Here is a 19,297-nt window from a genome sequence, read left to right as displayed (position 1 = left end):
GCTTAACAGCCTGTGCCACTTTGCGCTGAAACTTTAATGAAGTTCCGGTTAAACGACGTGGTAATACTTTACCCTGGTCGTTAATGAATTTCAATAAAAAGTTAGCGTCTTTGTAGTCGATATACTTAATTCCGTTCTTTTTGAAACGGCAGTATTTCTTACGTGTGTCCTCTACTTTAGGGGCTGTAACGTATTTAATTTGTTCGTTTGCCATTAGTGTGCTGCCTCCTCTGTTTTAGGTTTTTTGTTGAAAGCGCCACTGCGTTTTTTGTCGTTATAAGCAACAGCGTGCTTATCTAAGGCAATGGTTAAAAAGCGTAATACGCGTTCGTCACGACGTAGTTCCACTTCCAATTTGTTGATTAAATCACCCGGAGCCTTAAATTCAGTTAAGTGATAGTACCCTGTAGTCTTCTTTTGAATAGGGTACGCAAGTTTTTTCAAACCCCAATTATCCTCCTGGACAATTTCGGCTCCGTTGTCAGTTAAAATCTTGCTGTATTTGGCGATAGCCTCGGCAGCAGTTTCGGTAGACAACAACGGGGTTAGAACGATCACGATTTCGTACTGTTGCATTGTTATACTTTGATTTTTAATTAAATACCCGCTATTACGGGGCTGCAAATGTAGTAAGTTTTTTTGGTTTTTAAAATCAATTTTTGTTGTATTTTAACTGCCCGAACACGGTATTACCCATATAACTAAATTTTTATGATGAAAAAGCTCACGCTGTTAATATTTACGCTATTTTTTGCCACGCTGCTGCATGCCCAGACTAACATAGGCCCGGTGCAAAAAAAGATGCTCGATTCGCTGTGCAATTGTATGAACAGACTCGATTTTTCTAAGATCACCACCCCGGCACAGGCTAATAAGGCCTTTACGGATTGTTTTACGGCGCATACCGAGTTGCTTGGCGAGGTTGCGGATGAACTGCACCTGAATTTGGCCGACGATGCAGCCGGAGATAGCATTGGCAGTATAATAGGCAAAAACTTACTTAACGAAAAATGTAGCTCGTTTTTGAAGCTGGCCGGCATTTTGGCAAAACAAAGCATGGCAGAGCCGGAAGTTGTACAGCAAAGCACCGCCGGTACTTTTAAACGGGTTGATCTGAAGGGATTCAATTATATTATTATAACCGATAAGGCTGGCAGCGAGCGGTCCTTCCTTTGGTTGCGTGAGTTCCCGGGGTCGGAAAAATTTACCGCTGCGCCTGCAAGCCTTGCAGGTAAAAAGGTGAAAATTACCTTTCAGGAGCTGGAGGTTTACCTGCCGCAGGCGAAGGGGTATTACAAGGTGAAGGAAATAACTGCCGTTGAATTCTTATAAACAATTGTTAAGGCTTTTATAAGGCATTTTTTAAAACATATGCAGCTGGTCATCGTTTCATCTGTAAACTATACCGTTATGCAATTTTCTGAAAGCAGGTACCAGGAAGCAGGTACATCAGGGTTTATGTATGATACGCTTTTCTTACAGGCTCCGGGTGGTGATGATGAAGTTTTTGAGGGTGATTGGAATGATGAGGAAGACGAAGATTTTGACGACCAAATGGAAAGCACCAATGATGAGCACGAGATCCGTGTAGGCGATGATGTGCGCGAGCCCGACCCGGATGAGGACGACCATCTGCCGGATGATGATCTGCAATAGCCGGCGGCAATTTATTCACAATCCATTTCTCAAGCTTTCAGGTAAAGCAATTTCTTGCTACCTTTATACCTGTGGATAATTTTATTGTTTCGGCACGCAAATACCGCCCGGCTACCTTTGAAACCGTTGTTGGTCAGCAACATATCACCAACACGTTAAAAAACGCCATAAAAAATAACCAGCTGGCGCAGGCATTTTTGTTCTGCGGGCCAAGGGGCGTGGGTAAAACTACCTGCGCGCGTATCCTTGCTAAAACCATCAACTGTACCAATTTGCTGCCCAATGGCGAAGCTTGCGGTACTTGCGACAGCTGCCGTGCGTTTTCCAATGGAAACTCCTTTAATGTACATGAGCTGGATGCGGCATCCAACAACTCGGTAGACGATATCCGCAGTTTGATAGAGCAGGTGCGCATACCGCCACAGGCTGCCCGTTACAAGGTTTATATTATTGATGAGGTGCACATGCTTTCGCAGGCGGCGTTCAATGCCTTCCTGAAAACGCTGGAGGAGCCACCCAATTACGCTATATTTATATTAGCTACTACCGAGAAGCATAAGATCCTGCCCACTATTTTGTCGCGATGCCAGATCTTTGATTTTAATCGCATCAGGGTAGAGGATATGGCCGGGCATCTCGCTAACATCGCGCAGAAAGAAAGCATTACATACGAGAACGACGGCCTGCACATCATCGCCCAAAAGGCTGATGGCGGTTTGAGGGACGCGCTTTCGATGTTTGATCAGATCGTAAGCTTCAGTGGCGGTAACGTTACCTACCGTTCGGTTATTGATAACCTGAACATCCTCGATTACGATTACTACTTCAGCATAACCGATAAACTGCTGGGCGAGGATAACGCGCAATCGCTGCTGCTTTTTGATGAGATATTATCTAAAGGATTTGATGGTGCGCATTTTATATCCGGTCTGTCCGAACACTTCCGTAACCTGCTGGTAGGGAAGGATGCATCTACCATAAAATTACTGGAAGTAAGCGAAACCATCAAGGCCCGTTACCTGCAGCAATCGCAGGCAGCAAGTACCTCATTCTTGCTTTCGGCCATGAATATTGCCAACCAATGCGATATCAATTATAAGCAGAGCAAGAACCAGCGCTTACAGGTAGAACTTGCCTTGCTGAAAATGTGTCACCTGCAATCGGTATTTAACCTGGCAACGGCACCAATGCCCCAGGCAGTAGCTGTCCCGCAAGGGGAGGTAAAAAAAAAACCTGATACAGTAGCACAAAGCACCCCGCAACAGCTAGAAAGGGCCGACGAAGTGCCTTTGCTGCGCGATACTGCACCTGCTGTTTATCAGAAAATACCGCCGCAACAAACTGCCCCGCCGGTTGCCGCAGCCGCCCCGCCCGAAGCTGAAAAGCCAAAGAACCAATTTATTGCTAACGTGCATTCCGGCGTAACTTCGGTTAAAATACCGAGTATGAAGGACCTGGGCAAGCAGGTAGAAGAAGCCCTGGCGGTTGAGGAAGACCCTTATTTAAAAGGCGATGATAAAGAACCCTTTACCATGGATGAATTTTTGCAACTATGGACCAACCACGGCGCTAAGCTAAAGGCCGAAGGCAAATCTGCCAGTTTGTACAACATTTTTACATCGGTTACGCCAAAGGTACTTTCGCCCGGAAATTTCGAAGTTTCCGTATCTAATAAAGTACAAGAGAAGGATTTTAGGGACGAGCGGCCAAATGTGCTCAACTTTTTGCGCACCACTCTAAAAAACTTTAGCATAGAGGTGAACGCGAGGGTAGAAGAATCTACCGCGGTGCGTAAGCCTTATACTTCACTGGAGAAATTCCAGCATATGGCAGCCAAAAACCCGCAGCTGATAGACTTGAAGAATAAGTTTAATTTGGATTTTGATTAACACTAATTCATTCGAATTTCACGAATTAGAATGTAAATAAAACAGGGATGGCTCCGTAAGAACCATCCCTGTTGCTTTAAATACATTTATCGTTTAAATCCTTCGGGTGTATCGTTTTTTGGATAACCTTCTTCGTCCAGATCGTCGCGGTCATCCTCGGGGGTGTGGGCCAGTTTGGCATCCAGCGGATCAAGTTCTACAATTTTGCCACTATCAATATGCATTCCCAGCGAATCGGCATCGGTTTCTATATTGCGTGCCGCATCATATTCACCTTTGGTATCGTAAGGGTTTGCCTCATCGTAGGTTGAACTGATATCGTCGCCGTTTTTTACGGTGGTGTCGTAAGGGTCGGGGTGATCGTAATCGGGGTCGTCGCCTTTTACATCATACTCAAAACTGCCTTCGGCCTCGTTAAAATTAAGGTCCTCGCTGTCTACAGTATCTTCGGCGTTGTTGTCCAGGTCGTTATCCCTGTATTCAGGGTCGATCTTGGTTTCCGGGCTTTCGTTATTGGTTATCATAGGTCTTTGTTTTGTACGTTTATATACACTAAAAACCCTGCCAAAAACGTCGGGGGCAAAAAACGGAGTTAGTAATGTATTTGCTTGCGGTATGAGGTAACGCCGCCAATTGCAAATTTTAAACCGATGCTGTATTGTATGAGTTTATCTTTGCTTTTACCCGCGTCGAAACCGTCCATATTGTCGCCAAAGTCCATATTGTACTGCGCACCAAGGTCTATTTTAAAGGATGGTTCGTTGTAGCGGTTAAATACTTTAAACTCGTAACCCAACCTTATGGGTAAAAAAAGCTCGTTGCTTTTATCAAGGCCGGTGGTAACAAAACCAGGTGTTACTATTGATTCGCGGTTGATATTGCCGTCCCGTATATCATTCATTAAATAACCCAGGCCCGCAGAAATGTACAGGTTTTTAAGCACGTTGGCAGCGCCGCTGCGCGAGTAGTCCATCAATTCGCCGGCCTGTAATTGTCCTTTAAATACAAAGGCTGTATAGTTGTTTTTAAAATACCTGCCCGATTTGGAAAGTAAAAGTTTATCGCCGCCCTCAAGCGTACCAACCTGCACCTCTACTACGTAGTTAACAAACGGAGTATGGTTATAGGTAAAGCTGATAGAGGCAGAGGGGGTTTTTGTAACGGATTCGGCATCGCCATAAACCATGTTTATGTTTCCACCCAAGCCAAAATCATATTGGGCGTAATCGTAGCCAATTTGTGCTTTTGATATGGATGCAACCGAGGTTAGCACCAGAACGAAGAATGTTGTTTTTAAAAGCAACTTTATCATAATATAACAGCAATGCTACGGGAAAAATAGCGGATGATTAAATTTTTATAAAAATAGCACCTCAAGGTTTAAAAGCAATACTGCCCTTAAATTAATTGCCGGGGTTAAAATACACTAAATATTTTATTGTTTAATTATTAGGTAAGTGAATTTTTATGTGTGAGAATTGTAAATAATATAACTAATGCACGTAATTAACGCTGTTTTTTTAAAATTATGTGCGCTTTGTGAAAATTTACAAATAAAATTTTATGTAAGTTTGAAACCGTTAAATCAAAAAATAACCCATAATAAGGTATGTCAAAAATTAAAGTAGAAAACCCGGTAGTTGAACTGGATGGCGACGAAATGACACGCATCATCTGGAAATTTATAAAGGATAAATTGATCATCCCTTATCTTGATGTGGACATAAAGTATTATGACCTGGGTATTGAGTATCGTGATGAAACAGATGACCAGGTAACCATTGATGCCGCTAACGCCATTAAACAATATGGTGTGGGTATTAAATGCGCTACTATAACGCCTGATGAAGACCGTGTAAAAGAATTTGGTTTGAAACAAATGTGGCGTTCGCCAAACGGAACTATCCGTAATATATTAGATGGTACGGTTTTCCGTGAGCCAATTGTTATGGCAAACGTTCCGCGTTTAGTACCAAACTGGACCGCCCCAATATGCATTGGCCGCCACGCTTTTGGCGATCAGTACCGTGCTACCGATTTCCTTACTAAAGGGAAAGGTAAACTTACGGTTAAGTTTACACCAGAAGATGGCAGCCCTGAACAATCATTTGAAGTATTTAACTTTAAAGGCGATGGCGTGGCTTTAACCATGTACAACACCGACGAATCTATCATAGGTTTTGCGCACGCTTGTTTTAACCAGGCGCTGATGAAAGGCTGGCCTTTATACTTATCAACCAAAAACACCATTCTTAAAAAGTACGATGGCCGTTTTAAAGATATTTTTGAAGAGATATACCAGGCAGATTACAAAGCCAAGTTTGTAGAAGCCGGTATTACTTACGAGCACCGACTGATTGACGACATGGTTGCATCGGCTCTTAAATGGAACGGTAACTTTGTTTGGGCCTGTAAAAACTACGATGGCGACGTACAGAGCGACACCGTAGCCCAAGGTTTTGGTTCGTTAGGTTTAATGACCTCTACATTGGTTACGCCTGATGGTACCGTAATGGAAGCCGAAGCAGCACACGGTACAGTAACCCGCCACTACCGCGAGCACCAGGCCGGCCGCCCAACATCTACCAACCCTATCGCATCTATTTTTGCATGGACTCGTGGTTTAGAGTTCCGTGGTATATTGGATGGTAACCAGGAGTTGATCGATTTCTGTAAAGCTTTGGAAGAAGTTTGCGTGGAAACTGTAGAAAGCGGCAAAATGACCAAAGATTTGGCAATCACCATAAAACCAAAGGTAGAACACGGTACCGATTACCTGTACACCGAAGAGTTTTTAGAAGCTATCGACGAAAATTTGAAAGCTAAGTTGGGTAAGTAATTATCCGCTTTTGATAAAAGAAAGCCCTGCGGTTAACGCGGGGCTTTTTGTTTTAAAGTGTTTTGAAATATTACATTTTTTGTCTGCCTATTTCATTGTAGCATTCGCCTGCGATTTTATACACCACATCCTTAGGAAGGGGAAATGTAATTGTAGTAGGATTTAGTTGCTTTAATTTTTCAATAACGCAATCACATAACTTGTTGTATTCTGCAAGTTCTTCTTTTTTTACATCTTTCAAAAATGCCTCGCGAATAAGACTTTCAACATCCTTTGTCCACGGTTGGGGAGCAGGTATTATGCCGATATTCGGTTTGTCGGAGTGTAAATATGCATACTCCTTACCTATTTTTCTGCTTAGCCTAATTACACTATCTAACTTAACAGATTCTATCCCTTGCGGTAATTCTTTTTTAAGCCTTTTAATAGTATAGTTTAAAAACTCTTTGCGGCTAATGCTATCGGGCAACCGGGGCCTAAAGTCCTTATCAAGTTGATCGTACCAACGCTGTTCGTATTCGTTTGTCCAAACTGTAGCACCTTGGCCGAACGAATTAACAGATATTAAAATGGATAGCGCAGAAAAGAAAAGGTATCGTTTCATTTAATGTAAGACTAATAGTGACCTAACGACATAAAAGTATGGAAATACGGAATGGTTAGCGGTATTTTGTTAAATCTCTTTTTATTTGCAACAGCAAATTCTATAATTTAGCCCTTCAAACACATTACCTATGTCAGCATTATATCCGCTAAAATTCAAAACCATTTACAAAGATAAAATTTGGGGTGGCCACAAAATAGAAACCTACCTGCATAAAGATATCGGCGACCTGCCAAACTGCGGCGAAACCTGGGAAATATCGGGCGTAAAATCTGATGTATCGGTTGTGAACGGTGGCGAATTTGATGGCGAATCGTTAGCAGACCTGCTGGAGAAATTCCAGGGCGAGCTGGTGGGCGATAAGGTATACGCGCATTTCGGTAACATCTTTCCGTTGCTGATCAAATTCATTGATGCTAACGACGACCTGAGCGTACAGGTACACCCCGATGATAAACTGGCTAAGGAGCGCCACAACTCCTTCGGTAAAACCGAAATGTGGTATGTGATAGAGGCGGACCCGGGCAGTACCCTCATCACCGGCTTTAACCGCGAAATGAACGAACAGGAATATGTAGAGGCGCTAAATAGCGGCCACATTATGGATATCCTGAACAAAGAGGAGGTTACCGCTGGCGAGGTTTACTTTTTACCTGCCGGCCGCGTGCATACTATAGGTAAAGGATTGCTGATCGCCGAGATCCAGCAAACATCTGATATCACGTACCGTATTTACGATTTCGACCGTGTAGACGATAAAGGAAACAAACGCGAATTGCATACCGAGGAAGCTCTCGCTGCTATAGATTACAAGCATTACGGCGAATACAAAACCCTGTACACATCGCAAAAAGATGAGACCGTGCATGTGGTGAGTTGCCCTTATTTCACCACCAATATTATGGATTTTACTCACGGTACCGAAAAGGATTACTCGGGTTTAGATTCTTTTGTAATACACGTTTGCGTGGAGGGCGAGTATACCATTAAGCATAACGATCTTGCCTACCCGGTTAAAATGGGCGAGTGCATCTTATTGCCAAAAACAATAGATAAGGTTATCCTCGAAACTACTTCGGGCTTTAAAATACTGGAAAGCTATATACAATAGTTTTAGAAAATCCGACCACTTTTTGTAGAGACGCGATACTTCGCGTCTCTTTTTATTTGCCGCAAATTAGTTCATGCTAATGAACCCGGGGCTGATATCGTGAGAGTTTATAATATCCGCCACATAGCTTTCACTTATGGGCTTAAGGATATAATCTTCTATTGCAGGATTATTTTTCGCGCGGCTAATATCATTGATATCTACAGAAGAACTAATGAAGTAAACAGAGATTTTTTTTCCCATATGGGATTTTATTTCCTCGAAGTTTTGGGTAAACTCCCATCCATCCATAACCGGCATATTAATATCAACAAATATAATATCAGGCAAATTGTTAGCGTAAAACGGATTTTTTAAATAGTCAATAGCTTCTTTTCCGTTGCTGAAATTGAGTATTTCAGCGGAAACCCCCCTTATCTCCATAAATTTTTTGAAGCCATAGATAAAGATATCATCGTCATCAATAATACAGGCTGTCACCATTTTTCTCTCTACACTCATTTTTTTCGGGTTGTTTATACCAACCTTACTGTAAATTTTGTGCCAACATCTACGGTGCTCTCCACAGCGATGCTTCCGCCGAGTGCCTCCACCTGGTTACGGGTAATAAAAAGGCCAATTCCTTTGGCGTCTTTATTTTGGTGGAAGGTGCGGTACATGCCAAATAATTGGTCGCCAAAGCGTTTCATATCTATACCCATTCCATTGTCCTCAAATACCAGGTATACATGCTTTTCGTGTATGTGGGTATAGCAATTTATAACCGGCTCGCGGTTAGGGTGTTTGTATTTAATAGCATTGGTAAGCAGGTTTTGAAAAATGCTCTCCAGGTACGCCGGGATATAACTTATCTCGGGCACCTCACTAAAATCGGCGCTTATTTGCGTGTCGCTGGCCTCTATATTGGCCCTCAGCGTGGCAATCACGTTATTAAATATGGTTTCGAAGGCAACGGACTTGCGCTCCTTGCTTATCTCCGATTGGATCTTTACGATCTCATCCAAATGGCCCATGGTAGCGCTCAGGCTGTCGCTGATGGTTTTGATATGCGAAAAGATCTCTTCCTTATCGTTCTCCGTTTTGGTCTCCTCAAATAGGTTAACCATAAATTTAAGGTTACCGGCATGCGAGCGGAGGTTGTGTGATACAATGTAAGCAAAGTTTTGCAGGCGTTTGTTCTGATCATCTAACAGGTTTATAGATGATTGCATGCTCAACCCGCTGCGTTTAATGATATCGATATCCTGAAAAATACCGCGCACTTTTACGCAGCTGCCATAATCATTAATAATAGGGATGCCCTTAGCACGTACCCAAATCACGTTGTTTTTAGCGGTCTTGAATAACACCTCCAGATCGTAGGGCTTGCAATATTTTATAGCGTCATCAATGGCTTTGGTTAGTACCGGGCGATAAGCCGGTTCAAAAAAGCTGATGGCTTCATCCACGCTGAGCTTAATATCTCCATACAGCTCATAAATGTTATAGATCTCTCGCGACATGTTCAGCGCCATGGAGGATATGTCAATTTCCCAGCCGCCAAGGCGCGCTATACGGCCCGTTTCAGCAGCCATAAAATCGGCTTCTGCAGCCCTAAACTCAGCAAGTTTATATTTATTGATGTTGTTTAAAACGCCGTGTATAAACTGCCCGTCATCATCGTCGTGTTTTAGGGCCGAGCTTTCGAACCACTGGTAGCCATTGTTTTTGGTGAGCAACCTTATTTGTGCGAGAGGGGCGGGGCCCGTACCGGCGTAATGTGTTGCCTTTAAAAAGATCTGCTTATCGTGGAAATAGAGGATGTTTTCGAAAAAGTTGTGATAGGAACATTCTATCTCGCCGGGTTGGTAACCTAAAATTGCGTAAAAGCCGTCAGACCACTTAGCCTTTTTGGTAGTGGTGTTATATTCCCAGATGCCGGTGTTAATATTATTTATTAAACGCGCAAGATGAGCTGTGCTTTCGCCAAAAAAGTTATGACCCTCAAAAAAACTCATTTTCCCGCGTTGTTCCTATTCATTTTAGTTATCACATCATTGCTAATAAACATGCCAAAAAAAAGCTATGGCTGCCAATACAACCTTGAGTTGTTGCAATTATTTTGTTGCAATAAGCATTACCCGAATTATAATTGATCTATTATTTTTTTACGAAAGTATCAAAGTAATTCGGTTTTAGTGTGCTTATTATTAGTGTTATAGCATAAAAAATAAACATACTTTAAAAAGTATGTAAGGCATTTATACGGTAAAATGTAATTATAGTTATGAATATTATATAGCTGATATTTAAGATACCGTTTCATCTGTTTTACACTAAGTATTTGAGGGTTTAATAAGTTGCCATAAGTTTGCTTATATACAGGTGCAGTTGAATTTGGCACCATAATTTGTAGCACCGCATTAGCCATAACGGCGGGACTCACCTAAACTCCTTCAACAGCAAACAAATTTTATATATTTACTCCTGCCAATTATTTTTCATGAAAAACATACACTACAAAATTTTTGCAGCTGCTTTAATTGCTGCCTTTACAACAACCGCCGCCTTTGCTCAAAAAGCACCTGTTGGTAAAATTTGGTCGCCGGCCAAAGCTAATGCATGGTATGCGCAGCATAAATGGATAAGCGGCAGCGATTTTATTCCAAGCACAGCCATTAATCAATTAGAAATGTGGCAAGCTGCTACCTTTGATGCTGCCACGATAGACAAGGAACTTGGCTATGCCGAGGGTATAGGCTTTAACACCATGAGGGTGTTTTTATACAGCCTTGCCTGGAAGCAGGATAAACCGGGGTTTAAAAAACGGGTGGAGCAGTATCTTACTATCGCTAACAAGCATCATATCCAAACGATGTTTGTGTTTTTTGATGATTGCTGGAATGCCGACGCTAAAATAGGCCTACAGCCGATACCAAAAGTGGGTATCCATAATTCGGGCTGGTTACAGGACCCTGGCAACAGGATAAAGGATGCCGGCATCTACCCCGAACTGGAAGCCTATGTAAAGGATGTAATGGGTGCCTTTAAACACGATAAACGTATTTTGCTTTGGGATTTGTTTAACGAGCCGGGCAACTCGGGCAAAAAGGAAGCATCGATGGGTCTGCTTGCCAAAGTATTTGGTTGGGCGAGGGAAGTGAACCCAGATCAGCCGGTATCTGTTGGGTTGTGGGACTGGAACTTTGAAAAACTCAACGCCTGCCAGGCGCTAAACTCGGATATAATTACTTACCATGATTATACCGACGAAAACTCGCATTTGAAAACAATACAATTGCTAAAAAGCCACGGCAAGCCGCTTATTTGTACCGAATATATGGCGCGTACCCGGGGGAGCAAATTTGCCAACGTAATGCCCATGCTGAAGAAGGAAAACGTGGGCGCGCTAAACTGGGGCTTTGTTATGGGGAAAACCAATACCATTTACGCCTGGGATAACCCTATGCCTGATGGCAGCGAGCCGAAGGAATGGTTTCATGATATCTTCCGTAAGAACGGCACGCCGTATAAGAAGGAAGAGGTGGACCTGATCAAAAAATTAAACGGTAAATAACATCACGATGAAAGAAAACCTTTTGTTTATCGTGGGTTTATGGGTGGCCATGCTTGGTGCGCAGAGTAGCTATGCACAGGCTGTGAAGAGGGCGCGGACACGGCCCATAACATTTACTACCAGGGATGCTGCAAATAAAAAGGTGCTGTATCCCCTTGCCGAGATGTTAAAAGCAGGGGAACTGGAACTGGTGAACCGGGAAGCCACAGCGTTTGAGGCCGATGGTAAAAAAGGCATTAAACTATCAGCCCGAGAAAATGACGGGGTAGCATGGCTAAAAAATGTGGACTTTACCGACGGTGTAATTGAGCTGGATATAAAAGGTAAGGATGTATTGCAGCACAGTTTTGTAGGCATTGCTTTCCATGGCACAGGTGCGCCAAATATAATGGATGTGGTGTATTTCAGGCCCTTCAACTTTAGGGCGCCGGATTCGGTAAGACGGATCCATGCGGTGCAATATGTATCGTTGCCGCAGTTTGATTGGGAGATACTCCGCGAGAAATACAACGGGCAATACGAAAAAGAAATAAGGCTGCCTCCTATGGCTGACGGCTGGTTCCACGTAAAGATAATGGTAAAGAACCTTCACGTACTTGTATTTGTAGATGGACACAGCAACCCGAGCCTTGCAGTTAAAAAGCTAAACAGCACTACCCATGGCAAAGTAGGCTTGTGGGTTGGCAATACCTCTGATGGAGAATTTGCAAATTTAACGGTTACCTACGAGCCCTAAGGAAACTACTGCGTTAGATTCTGTGTTGCTTGCAACGTATAATACATTTTTTATTTTGCTACTTAAAGGATTAAACGGGCTGGAGGCTCATTAAGAATATTAAATTCCTTGTAACTATTTGGATGCGTTTATCGTCTTCCAAGTAGTTTAACTGTTTATGAAAAAAATACTTTTTTGTTTTATCGCTTTCTTCCCCATAAGTACGTTTGCACAGAATTGTGATTGCCTTGTAAATTTTGATTACACCACCAGCCACATAGCTGACAGTTATTCGGGGTACAGCGACAAAGTAAAAAGTAAAAACCTTAAGGAGTTTAATAATTTCACCGAACGCCTGCGGAAAAGGGCAGCAAATGCAACCGGTACAGATTCTTGTTATGTTATATTAAAAACATTTGTCAACTACTTTAAAGATCAGCACCTGCGGGTACAATTAGACTGGAAGTACCGGAAAAAGTACCCCGAACAGGTTAAACAGCTTAATAAATTTTTTGAAAAGAAACCGGCTTCACCCGCGTCTGATGAAAGGTTAGACAACCAAACCAGTATAAAGCAGTTAAGCGCAAATACCGTATTATTAAGGCTACCTTCTTTTGAATGGGGCGAGAAAAAAATAATTGACAGCTTGTTTAAAGCCAATTATGAAAGCTTTAAAAAGATACCTAATTGGATTATAGATGTTCGTGGTAACGGCGGCGGTACCGACTACGCCTTCAATTCGTTACTGCCGTATATTTACGCCAACCCCACTTATATTAAACCGGATGAGTATCGGTCGTCGGAAAATAATATTGCTGTTTTAGAAGGTAATTTAAAAGATCCTGACATTTCCGGGTCGGCCAAAGAGCTTTTAAGCAACGTTATTGGCCTGATGAAATTACATCCTAACCAATTTGTAAATCCATCCGGTAAAGAGTCGTTCGAGGTCAAGCTTGACTCTGTTTACTCATTCCCCCAAAAAGTGGCGATATTAATAGACAGAAACAGTGCAAGCTCTACCGAATCATTTCTGTTAATGGTGATGCAAAGCAAAAAGGTAAAAGTTTACGGAGAAAATTCGGCAGGTATGTTGGATTATAGCAGCTATCAATATTTCGATATTCCCTGTGCCGACCTCAATCTTGTGATTCCTATAGCGAGGTCCAAAAGGTTACCTCAATACCCTATAGATAATATTGGGATAGCCCCAAACGTAAAGATTAAAGCTACTGAAAAAGACAAGATTAAGTTTGTTCAAAAACGATTGGAGCGATAAGCAAAACATTTCATACTAAGGCTGCCACTACGATCATCATTGTTCTGGAATCCCATCGATCCTTCGATCAAGTAAATCATGGTCAGCAAATGCGTTAGATAGAAGCGGAAACCCCGGAATGGAGTGCCGCTTCTATCCGCGGCGCGGATAGAGGAGTTGCAGTAGATGGCCCGGCCTGCCTGCCTGCCGGTAGGGCCGAAGGCAACGCCAAAAACTAGATATTGGTTGTCTCGGCTTTTTTTCTTGTTGATTTTCAATTTGTTAATACTAATTCACAATAAAATAATAAAGTCTATAGGAATTATAGTTTTTATGTCTACTTTTGTGATGTAATCGTTCTTTAAAATACTTATCCAGAAAGACAGAGGGAAAGGCCCTATGATGTCTTAGCAACCTGTACCGGCTTTAAGCCTGGTGTAAGGTGCTAATTCCTGCTTCGTTTAACGAGGACAGATAAGCTGATTTAAAAGAAATTGACCGCAGGTAATTGCGGGCTCTTCAGCTTTTTAGGCATTTCCATTCCACACTTTCCAGCGATAATTTTATTGATCCGCATTTGCAATTTTGCATAGCTTTATTGCAGCAAAACGATATTTAAAATTTAAACAAAACTAAAAAATTATGAGCTTACGAATTGGCGACGATGCCCCAAACTTTAAAGCAAATACATCACTGGGTGAAATTGATTTTTACGAATACCTGGGCGATAGTTGGGGCGTACTCTTCTCTCACCCGGCAGATTACACACCGGTATGCACTACCGAACTGGGCAAAACCGCATCTTTAAAAGATGAGTTTGAGAAACGCAGCGTAAAGGTAATTGCGCTGAGTACGGATAATGTAGAATCGCACAAGGGCTGGATAAACGATATTAACGAAACCCAGGGCGTAGAAGTTACCTTCCCTATCATTGGCGATGAGAGCCGCGAGATCTCGCTGGCTTATGATATGATCCACCCCAATGCTTCACTTGTTGCAACCGTGCGCTCACTGTTTATTATAGGCCCCGATAAAAAGATAAAGCTCATCATCAGCTACCCGGCATCAACTGGCAGAAATTTCCAGGAAATATTAAGGGTGATAGATTCATTACAATTAACCGCATACCATAGCGTTGCCACCCCGGCCGACTGGAAAGACGGCGAACAGGTTGTGGTGTTACCATCTATCAAAACAGAGGATATCCCTGCTAAATTCCCTAAAGGGTTTGTAGAGGTAAAACCATATTTGCGCTTAACACCGCAGCCTAACAAATAGTTAGAAATAAAGTCGTGTGGCCGAGAGGATAGGCATGGGTCTGCAAAACCTACAACGGTAGTTCGAATCTACCCACGACGTCTCATTTAGGTGATTTTAGTTTTCAGAAAGCGGCAAGCTGAGGGGCTTGTCGCTTTTTTTTGTGCCCGCTTTCGCCGGTTAAGATTATGCCAGTGTTAGTTTTTCTGCACGCACCAGGTGGTCATGCATCTTAAATTTTGTACGTTGGTAGTTTTTATAGGCTCAAACAGTTTGCCGTTTAGTTCCTGCGTGTATTCCAGTAAAATTTGTTCGTTCACCAAAAAGCGCTCGCTGCCATCGGGCAGAGCGTAACGGCTGTTGCCTAAGGGGATAACGAGGTCTTCTATGCCAATATCTGATGCCAGCCGGGCAAACAGATACCCACCGGGTTTTAGTACTCTCCAGGTGGAGCGGAGCATAGCATCGAAGTGGTTGCTGTCTTCGGCAAAGTGTAGTACGGCGCTGCAAATGACGAGGTCGAAGGTGGCGTCCTCAAACGGCATACTTTCGGCGGTGCAATTCACAAAATTTTTTACGGGGTTGGCAGGTGCCAGTATTTTGCATAAGGCCTGCACTTCTGTCACAGCATTCGGGTTGGGGTCCACGCCGTAAACATCATAATGGTTTTGGAGGAAATACACGATATTTCGCCCGCCGCCGCAACCAACATCCAGCACTTTTTTACAGTCGTTAAAACGCCCTTTCAACACCTGGTCGAACAGGTAAATATCAATATTGCCGTAAAGCTGCTGTGGGGTGTTTTCCATAAGTTAAATTAGGATAATATGCCGATAATAATTGATGGTGCGGTAATGACTCAGTTTGAAAACTTAATTCTCACTCGTAACCTCAACCCCATATCGTATGGCCGCTTCAAGTACATCAAGGTTGATATCTTTCAGTGCTTTAAACTTAATGCAATACCCCGTCACGCTCGCTTTGCCCAGTGTTTTCCCATAGGTTTGGGCTAAGTAAGTTTTATCCTCAATACCAAGAATATATACAGAGATGCCTGTTGTGTTAGCACTCAAGCCAATTTGGTAAAACTCTCTTGTTGTTCCATTGGTGTATTTCATGGTGTAAAACCCGTAGCCTATATTGGGGTTAGAAACAACTTTACCTTCTTCGTTTTTACCATCCAGGAACCATAACTTACATCCCGGTAATGTTTGAAGTATGTGCTTATGCAACGTTTCCATGTCACTCCGTTTTGGTTGGGGTTGACTATTAATATATTCCGCTATTTGTTCTTGTACGTCCATATGAAATATTAATTGATGGGTTACTAAATTGCCTTATCCAAATGTCGCTTTATTTTTAGTTATACACTAATTTGAAACCAACGCACTTTAGATAATGCCTTAAGTAACAATTGTGTGTAAAATACACTTTGATATATTTTTACCGGATAATATCTATATACTTGTTTTTCGTAGCCAAGTATTCAAAACCATTATTTTTCATCCATTGTCAACAGGAAAACTCACCTTACTGCTGCTTTGCTTTTGCCTGCCCGGCTTAACAGCTTTCGCCCAAAAAAAGAACGCCGCTTACCAGTATCATATTAAACGGGCCGCAGCCCCAATTAAAATAGACGGCATTGTTGATGACGCTGATTGGCAACGCGCCGATTCGGCCGCCAACTTCTTTTTGGTTTTACCCATGGATACCAGTTTTGCTAAGGTGAAAACCACGGTAAAAATGACCTACGATAACGATAACCTGTACGTAGTTGCCATTTGTTACGGCGGCCTGCCAGGGCAAAACATGGTGGAGTCGCTGAAGCGCGATTTTAACTTTGGGAAGAACGATAACTTTTTGCTTTTTATGGATCCCTTCGACGCCCGCACCGATGGCTTTAGCTTTGGTGCTAACGCGGCAGGCGCACAATGGGACGGCACCATGTACGAAGGTGGTAAGGTAGACCTCAGCTGGGACAACAAATGGTACTCCGTAGTAAAAAACTATCCCGACAGGTATGTATGGGAAGCGGCTATCCCGTTCAAAAGCATCCGCTATAAAAAAGGCATCCGCGAGTGGGGTATTAACTTTAGCCGTAACGACCTTAAATCTACCGAAAAATCGAGCTGGGCACCAGTGCCCAGGCAGTTCCCTACCGCGTCGCTGGCATATACCGGCACCTTGGTTTGGGACGAGGAGCCACCCGTTGCCAGCAGCAACGTATCGGTAATACCGTATGCGCTGGCCGGCTTAACCAAAGATTATCAAACCAAAACACCTATAGACTGGCGCAAAGATATCGGCGGCGACGTAAAAATAGGGCTCACCTCATCCCTAAACCTGGATCTCACCGTTAACCCCGATTTTTCGCAGGTGGATGTAGATCAGCAGGCTATTAACCTAAACCGCTATGAACTTTTCTTCCCCGAAAAACGGCAGTTCTTTTTAGAGAACGGCGACCTGTTCTCCAACTTCGGGTACTCGGATATCCGCCCATTCTTTTCGCGCAGGATAGGGCTCAACGCCCCCATTCGTTTTGGTACGCGGCTAACGGGTAAAATAAATAAAGACTGGCGTGTAGGGGTGATGGATGTGCAGACCGGACAAACAGGCATTAATAACTTGCCCGGCCAAAACTTTGGAGTGGTTACACTGCAAAGGCGGGTGTTCTCCCGCTCCAACATAGGCATTATGTTTATTAACAAGGATGCTACCGGCAGCGCGCCAAGCTCCGGTAATACGGCACCGGGCTATAACCGCAACGTAGGTGTAGAATATAACCTGGCATCCTCCAATAATTTATGGACGGGTAAACTGTTGGGCTTAAAGTCCTTCAGCCCGGGCGTTACCGGGCACGACTATGTGCAGGCCGCGCATCTGCAGTACCTCAGTAAATATTGGACGCTGTACATGCAGCAGCAATACGTGGGCAGTAACTACAATGCCGAGGTAGGCTATGTGCCACGAAGGGGTTACAACAAGTTGAGTCCGCTGTTGTTGCGTAACTTCTTCCCTAAAAGCGGGTCGGTGCTGATCCATAGCCTGCAACTAACTTCCACCTATTTTTTTGATGAGCATTTTAAACGCACAGATAACGAAACTGACCTAAGCTATATTATCACCTTCCGCAACCGTAGCCAGCTGTGGTTCTCCGGGTTTGATACTTACGTAAAACTGCTGCGCCCATACGATCCTACAAACATTGGCAAGGGCAACCTGCCCATTGGCTTCGAAAGTCACTGGAATACTGCCGATGTGCAATACATCTCCAAACCGCAAAGCGTTTTCACCTATGTGTTTGAAGGTGCCTATGGTGGCTACTACGACAACGGTACCAAGCTCACGCTCAGCAGCCAGCTGGGCTACCGCTTTCAGCCTTATGTAAATATAGCGGTGAACGCATCTTATAACGACCTGCGCCTGCCGCAGCCCTACGGCCGCAATACCTTTTGGCTGATAGGCCCGCGTACGGATGTTACCTTTACCAATAACTTATACTTTACCACCTTTGTGCAGTACAACGAGCAGGCACGTAACATGAACATCAATACCCGTCTGCAATGGCGCTACCGCCCGGCATCAGATGTGTTTATTGTGTATGGCGACAATTCCATCCCATCGCCCTTTATGGTTAAAAACAGGCAGTTGACGGTAAAGTGGACTTACTGGTGGAATATATAGTTAAATAAAAGGCTAATCAGGGTTAACATAACTTAACATAATTCAAAGTTCACTTTTATAAAGTATTAGTAATCAATTATTTGCATTTTTTCAGGGTTAACATAAAAAGCAATTTTTTCAGGATAATTTTTTGCATCTATAATCTTTCAAATCTCCAACCCAAATTGTAAAGGCTGTTTTATGCTGTGCAATTACTCGTTTGGCGGCATTGGAGAATTGATAACCCGCCAAAGAAGTACAATTATATGAGCAAAGAGCAAACCACCGATTTGCTAAAGTTTATGGAGCCCTTTAAGCCCGAAACCATCGAACTGGCTTTATGGCTGCGCGATTTCGCCTGGGATATGTTTCCTGAGACGAATGAGTTGGTTTACGACGCGTATAATGCCGTAGCGTTTGGCTGGTCGCCTACCGAGAAGTTGGGGCAGGTGTTTTGCAATGTGGCTATATGGCGCACCAATCAAAACGTGATATTCGGCTTCAATTGGGGCAGCGAACTGCACGACCCGCAAAAAATGCTGATAGGTAACGGTAAGCAGTTTCGCTATATACCGGTTACCAATAAGGATGATTTCCCCAAAGAATACATGTACAAATTAATGGCCGATGCCTATATCAACGCACTGGCCAAAGTGAAAAACCCGAAAGACATCATCAAAGGCTTTACCATTACCAAATCTATTTCACCGGTAAAAAGGGAGTTGAAGGCCAAAGTGGCAAAGAAGAAATAG

21 protein-coding genes, 1 tRNA gene and 1 riboswitch are annotated in these 19,297 nt (G+C 43.2%); of the genes, 12 read left to right on the top strand and 10 right to left on the bottom strand.

The window, feature by feature from the left end:
* Both rpsR and rpsF read right to left on the bottom strand, forming a co-directional pair.
* A partial coding sequence (gene rpsR, locus ABIX36_RS01090) for a 30S ribosomal protein S18 (protein WP_348080319.1) occupies positions 1-214 on the bottom strand: 214 nt, incomplete at its 3' end.
* Positions 214-576, bottom strand: a complete 363-nt coding sequence (rpsF, locus tag ABIX36_RS01085) for a 30S ribosomal protein S6 (protein ID WP_348080318.1) — start codon at positions 574-576, stop codon at positions 214-216. The genes rpsR and rpsF, both read right to left, overlap by 1 nt.
* A 135-nt stretch (positions 577-711) precedes the next feature.
* On the opposite strand from rpsF, the gene ABIX36_RS01080 reads away from it, so the two are divergent.
* From ABIX36_RS01080 to ABIX36_RS01070, 3 genes are all read left to right on the top strand, one after another.
* Positions 712-1,332: a hypothetical protein gene (locus ABIX36_RS01080; protein WP_348080317.1), complete on the top strand. Its 621-nt coding sequence runs from the start codon at positions 712-714 to the stop codon at positions 1,330-1,332.
* A gap of 39 nt (positions 1,333-1,371) precedes the next feature.
* Positions 1,372-1,656 carry a hypothetical protein gene (locus ABIX36_RS01075; protein WP_348080316.1) on the top strand — a complete coding sequence of 95 codons (285 nt, stop codon included), beginning with the start codon at positions 1,372-1,374 and terminating at the stop codon, positions 1,654-1,656.
* Between the two features lie 71 nt (positions 1,657-1,727).
* Positions 1,728-3,545 (top strand): DNA polymerase III subunit gamma/tau, encoded by a 1,818-nt coding sequence (locus ABIX36_RS01070; protein WP_348080315.1) that lies wholly within the window; start codon positions 1,728-1,730, stop codon positions 3,543-3,545.
* A gap of 86 nt (positions 3,546-3,631) precedes the next feature.
* Here the strand turns inward: ABIX36_RS01070 and ABIX36_RS01065 are convergent, their stop codons facing one another.
* Both ABIX36_RS01065 and ABIX36_RS01060 read right to left on the bottom strand, forming a co-directional pair.
* Positions 3,632-4,069: a hypothetical protein gene (locus ABIX36_RS01065; RefSeq protein ID WP_348080314.1), complete on the bottom strand. Its 438-nt coding sequence runs from the start codon at positions 4,067-4,069 to the stop codon at positions 3,632-3,634.
* A gap of 68 nt (positions 4,070-4,137) precedes the next feature.
* Positions 4,138-4,857: a hypothetical protein gene (locus ABIX36_RS01060; protein WP_348080313.1), complete on the bottom strand. Its 720-nt coding sequence runs from the start codon at positions 4,855-4,857 to the stop codon at positions 4,138-4,140.
* A 297-nt stretch (positions 4,858-5,154) separates the two neighbouring features.
* On the opposite strand from ABIX36_RS01060, the gene ABIX36_RS01055 reads away from it, so the two are divergent.
* A complete protein-coding gene (locus tag ABIX36_RS01055; RefSeq protein WP_128535920.1) occupies positions 5,155-6,384 on the top strand; it encodes an NADP-dependent isocitrate dehydrogenase in 1,230 nt (409 codons plus the stop codon).
* A gap of 70 nt (positions 6,385-6,454) precedes the next feature.
* Here ABIX36_RS01055 and ABIX36_RS01050 read toward each other — a convergent pair whose 3' ends face one another.
* Positions 6,455-6,988: a hypothetical protein gene (locus ABIX36_RS01050; RefSeq protein WP_348080312.1), complete on the bottom strand. Its 534-nt coding sequence runs from the start codon at positions 6,986-6,988 to the stop codon at positions 6,455-6,457.
* Positions 6,989-7,118: 130 nt separating this feature from the next.
* On the opposite strand from ABIX36_RS01050, the gene ABIX36_RS01045 reads away from it, so the two are divergent.
* On the top strand, positions 7,119-8,099 hold the full coding sequence (locus tag ABIX36_RS01045) for a type I phosphomannose isomerase catalytic subunit (protein WP_348080311.1): 981 nt from the start codon (positions 7,119-7,121) through the stop codon (positions 8,097-8,099).
* A gap of 66 nt (positions 8,100-8,165) precedes the next feature.
* Here the strand turns inward: ABIX36_RS01045 and ABIX36_RS01040 are convergent, their stop codons facing one another.
* Together ABIX36_RS01040 and ABIX36_RS01035 are read right to left on the bottom strand one after the other, a co-directional pair.
* On the bottom strand, positions 8,166-8,600 hold the full coding sequence (locus tag ABIX36_RS01040; RefSeq protein ID WP_348080310.1) for a response regulator: 435 nt from the start codon (positions 8,598-8,600) through the stop codon (positions 8,166-8,168).
* A gap of 14 nt (positions 8,601-8,614) precedes the next feature.
* Positions 8,615-10,096 (bottom strand): PAS domain-containing sensor histidine kinase, encoded by a 1,482-nt coding sequence (locus ABIX36_RS01035; protein ID WP_348080309.1) that lies wholly within the window; start codon positions 10,094-10,096, stop codon positions 8,615-8,617.
* Between the two features lie 485 nt (positions 10,097-10,581).
* Between ABIX36_RS01035 and ABIX36_RS01030 the strand changes: the two genes are divergently transcribed.
* The 3 genes from ABIX36_RS01030 to ABIX36_RS01020 all read left to right on the top strand — a co-directional run bounded on the left by ABIX36_RS01030 (position 10,582) and on the right by ABIX36_RS01020 (position 13,646).
* Complete coding sequence (locus ABIX36_RS01030; RefSeq protein WP_348080308.1) at positions 10,582-11,655, top strand: 1,4-beta-xylanase; 1,074 nt, start codon at positions 10,582-10,584, stop codon at positions 11,653-11,655.
* Positions 11,656-11,662: 7 nt separating this feature from the next.
* Positions 11,663-12,391: a hypothetical protein gene (locus ABIX36_RS01025; RefSeq protein ID WP_348080307.1), complete on the top strand. Its 729-nt coding sequence runs from the start codon at positions 11,663-11,665 to the stop codon at positions 12,389-12,391.
* A 157-nt stretch (positions 12,392-12,548) separates the two neighbouring features.
* Complete coding sequence (locus tag ABIX36_RS01020; protein ID WP_348080306.1) at positions 12,549-13,646, top strand: S41 family peptidase; 1,098 nt, start codon at positions 12,549-12,551, stop codon at positions 13,644-13,646.
* On the opposite strand, the gene ABIX36_RS01015 is transcribed toward ABIX36_RS01020, so the two are convergent.
* A complete protein-coding gene (locus ABIX36_RS01015) occupies positions 13,625-13,903 on the bottom strand; it encodes a hypothetical protein (protein ID WP_348080305.1) in 279 nt (92 codons plus the stop codon). The genes ABIX36_RS01020 and ABIX36_RS01015 overlap by 22 nt on opposite strands.
* 89 nt (positions 13,904-13,992) lie before the next feature.
* Positions 13,993-14,106: riboswitch (SAM riboswitch) on the top strand.
* 161 nt (positions 14,107-14,267) lie between these two features.
* Between ABIX36_RS01015 and ABIX36_RS01010 the strand changes: the two genes are divergently transcribed.
* Positions 14,268-14,903, top strand: coding sequence for a peroxiredoxin (locus tag ABIX36_RS01010; RefSeq protein WP_348080304.1), 636 nt, complete (start codon positions 14,268-14,270; stop codon positions 14,901-14,903).
* 10 nt (positions 14,904-14,913) lie between these two features.
* Positions 14,914-14,984 (top strand) — tRNA-Cys (locus tag ABIX36_RS01005).
* Between the two features lie 95 nt (positions 14,985-15,079).
* On the opposite strand, the gene ABIX36_RS01000 is transcribed toward ABIX36_RS01005, so the two are convergent.
* Positions 15,080-15,691, bottom strand: a complete 612-nt coding sequence (locus ABIX36_RS01000) for a class I SAM-dependent methyltransferase (protein WP_348080303.1) — start codon at positions 15,689-15,691, stop codon at positions 15,080-15,082.
* A gap of 63 nt (positions 15,692-15,754) precedes the next feature.
* Complete coding sequence (locus ABIX36_RS00995) at positions 15,755-16,123, bottom strand: DUF1801 domain-containing protein (protein WP_348080302.1); 369 nt, start codon at positions 16,121-16,123, stop codon at positions 15,755-15,757.
* Between the two features lie 268 nt (positions 16,124-16,391).
* On the opposite strand from ABIX36_RS00995, the gene ABIX36_RS00990 reads away from it, so the two are divergent.
* Entirely contained in the window at positions 16,392-18,566 is a 2,175-nt protein-coding gene (locus ABIX36_RS00990; RefSeq protein ID WP_348080301.1) for a DUF5916 domain-containing protein, read from the top strand.
* A 245-nt stretch (positions 18,567-18,811) separates the two neighbouring features.
* On the top strand, positions 18,812-19,297 hold the full coding sequence (locus tag ABIX36_RS00985; RefSeq protein WP_348080300.1) for a hypothetical protein: 486 nt from the start codon (positions 18,812-18,814) through the stop codon (positions 19,295-19,297).

This window comes from Mucilaginibacter sp. (assembly GCF_039925265.1).
Lineage (GTDB): Bacteria > Bacteroidota > Bacteroidia > Sphingobacteriales > Sphingobacteriaceae > Mucilaginibacter.
This window is presented reverse-complemented; position numbering and strand designations above follow the sequence as displayed.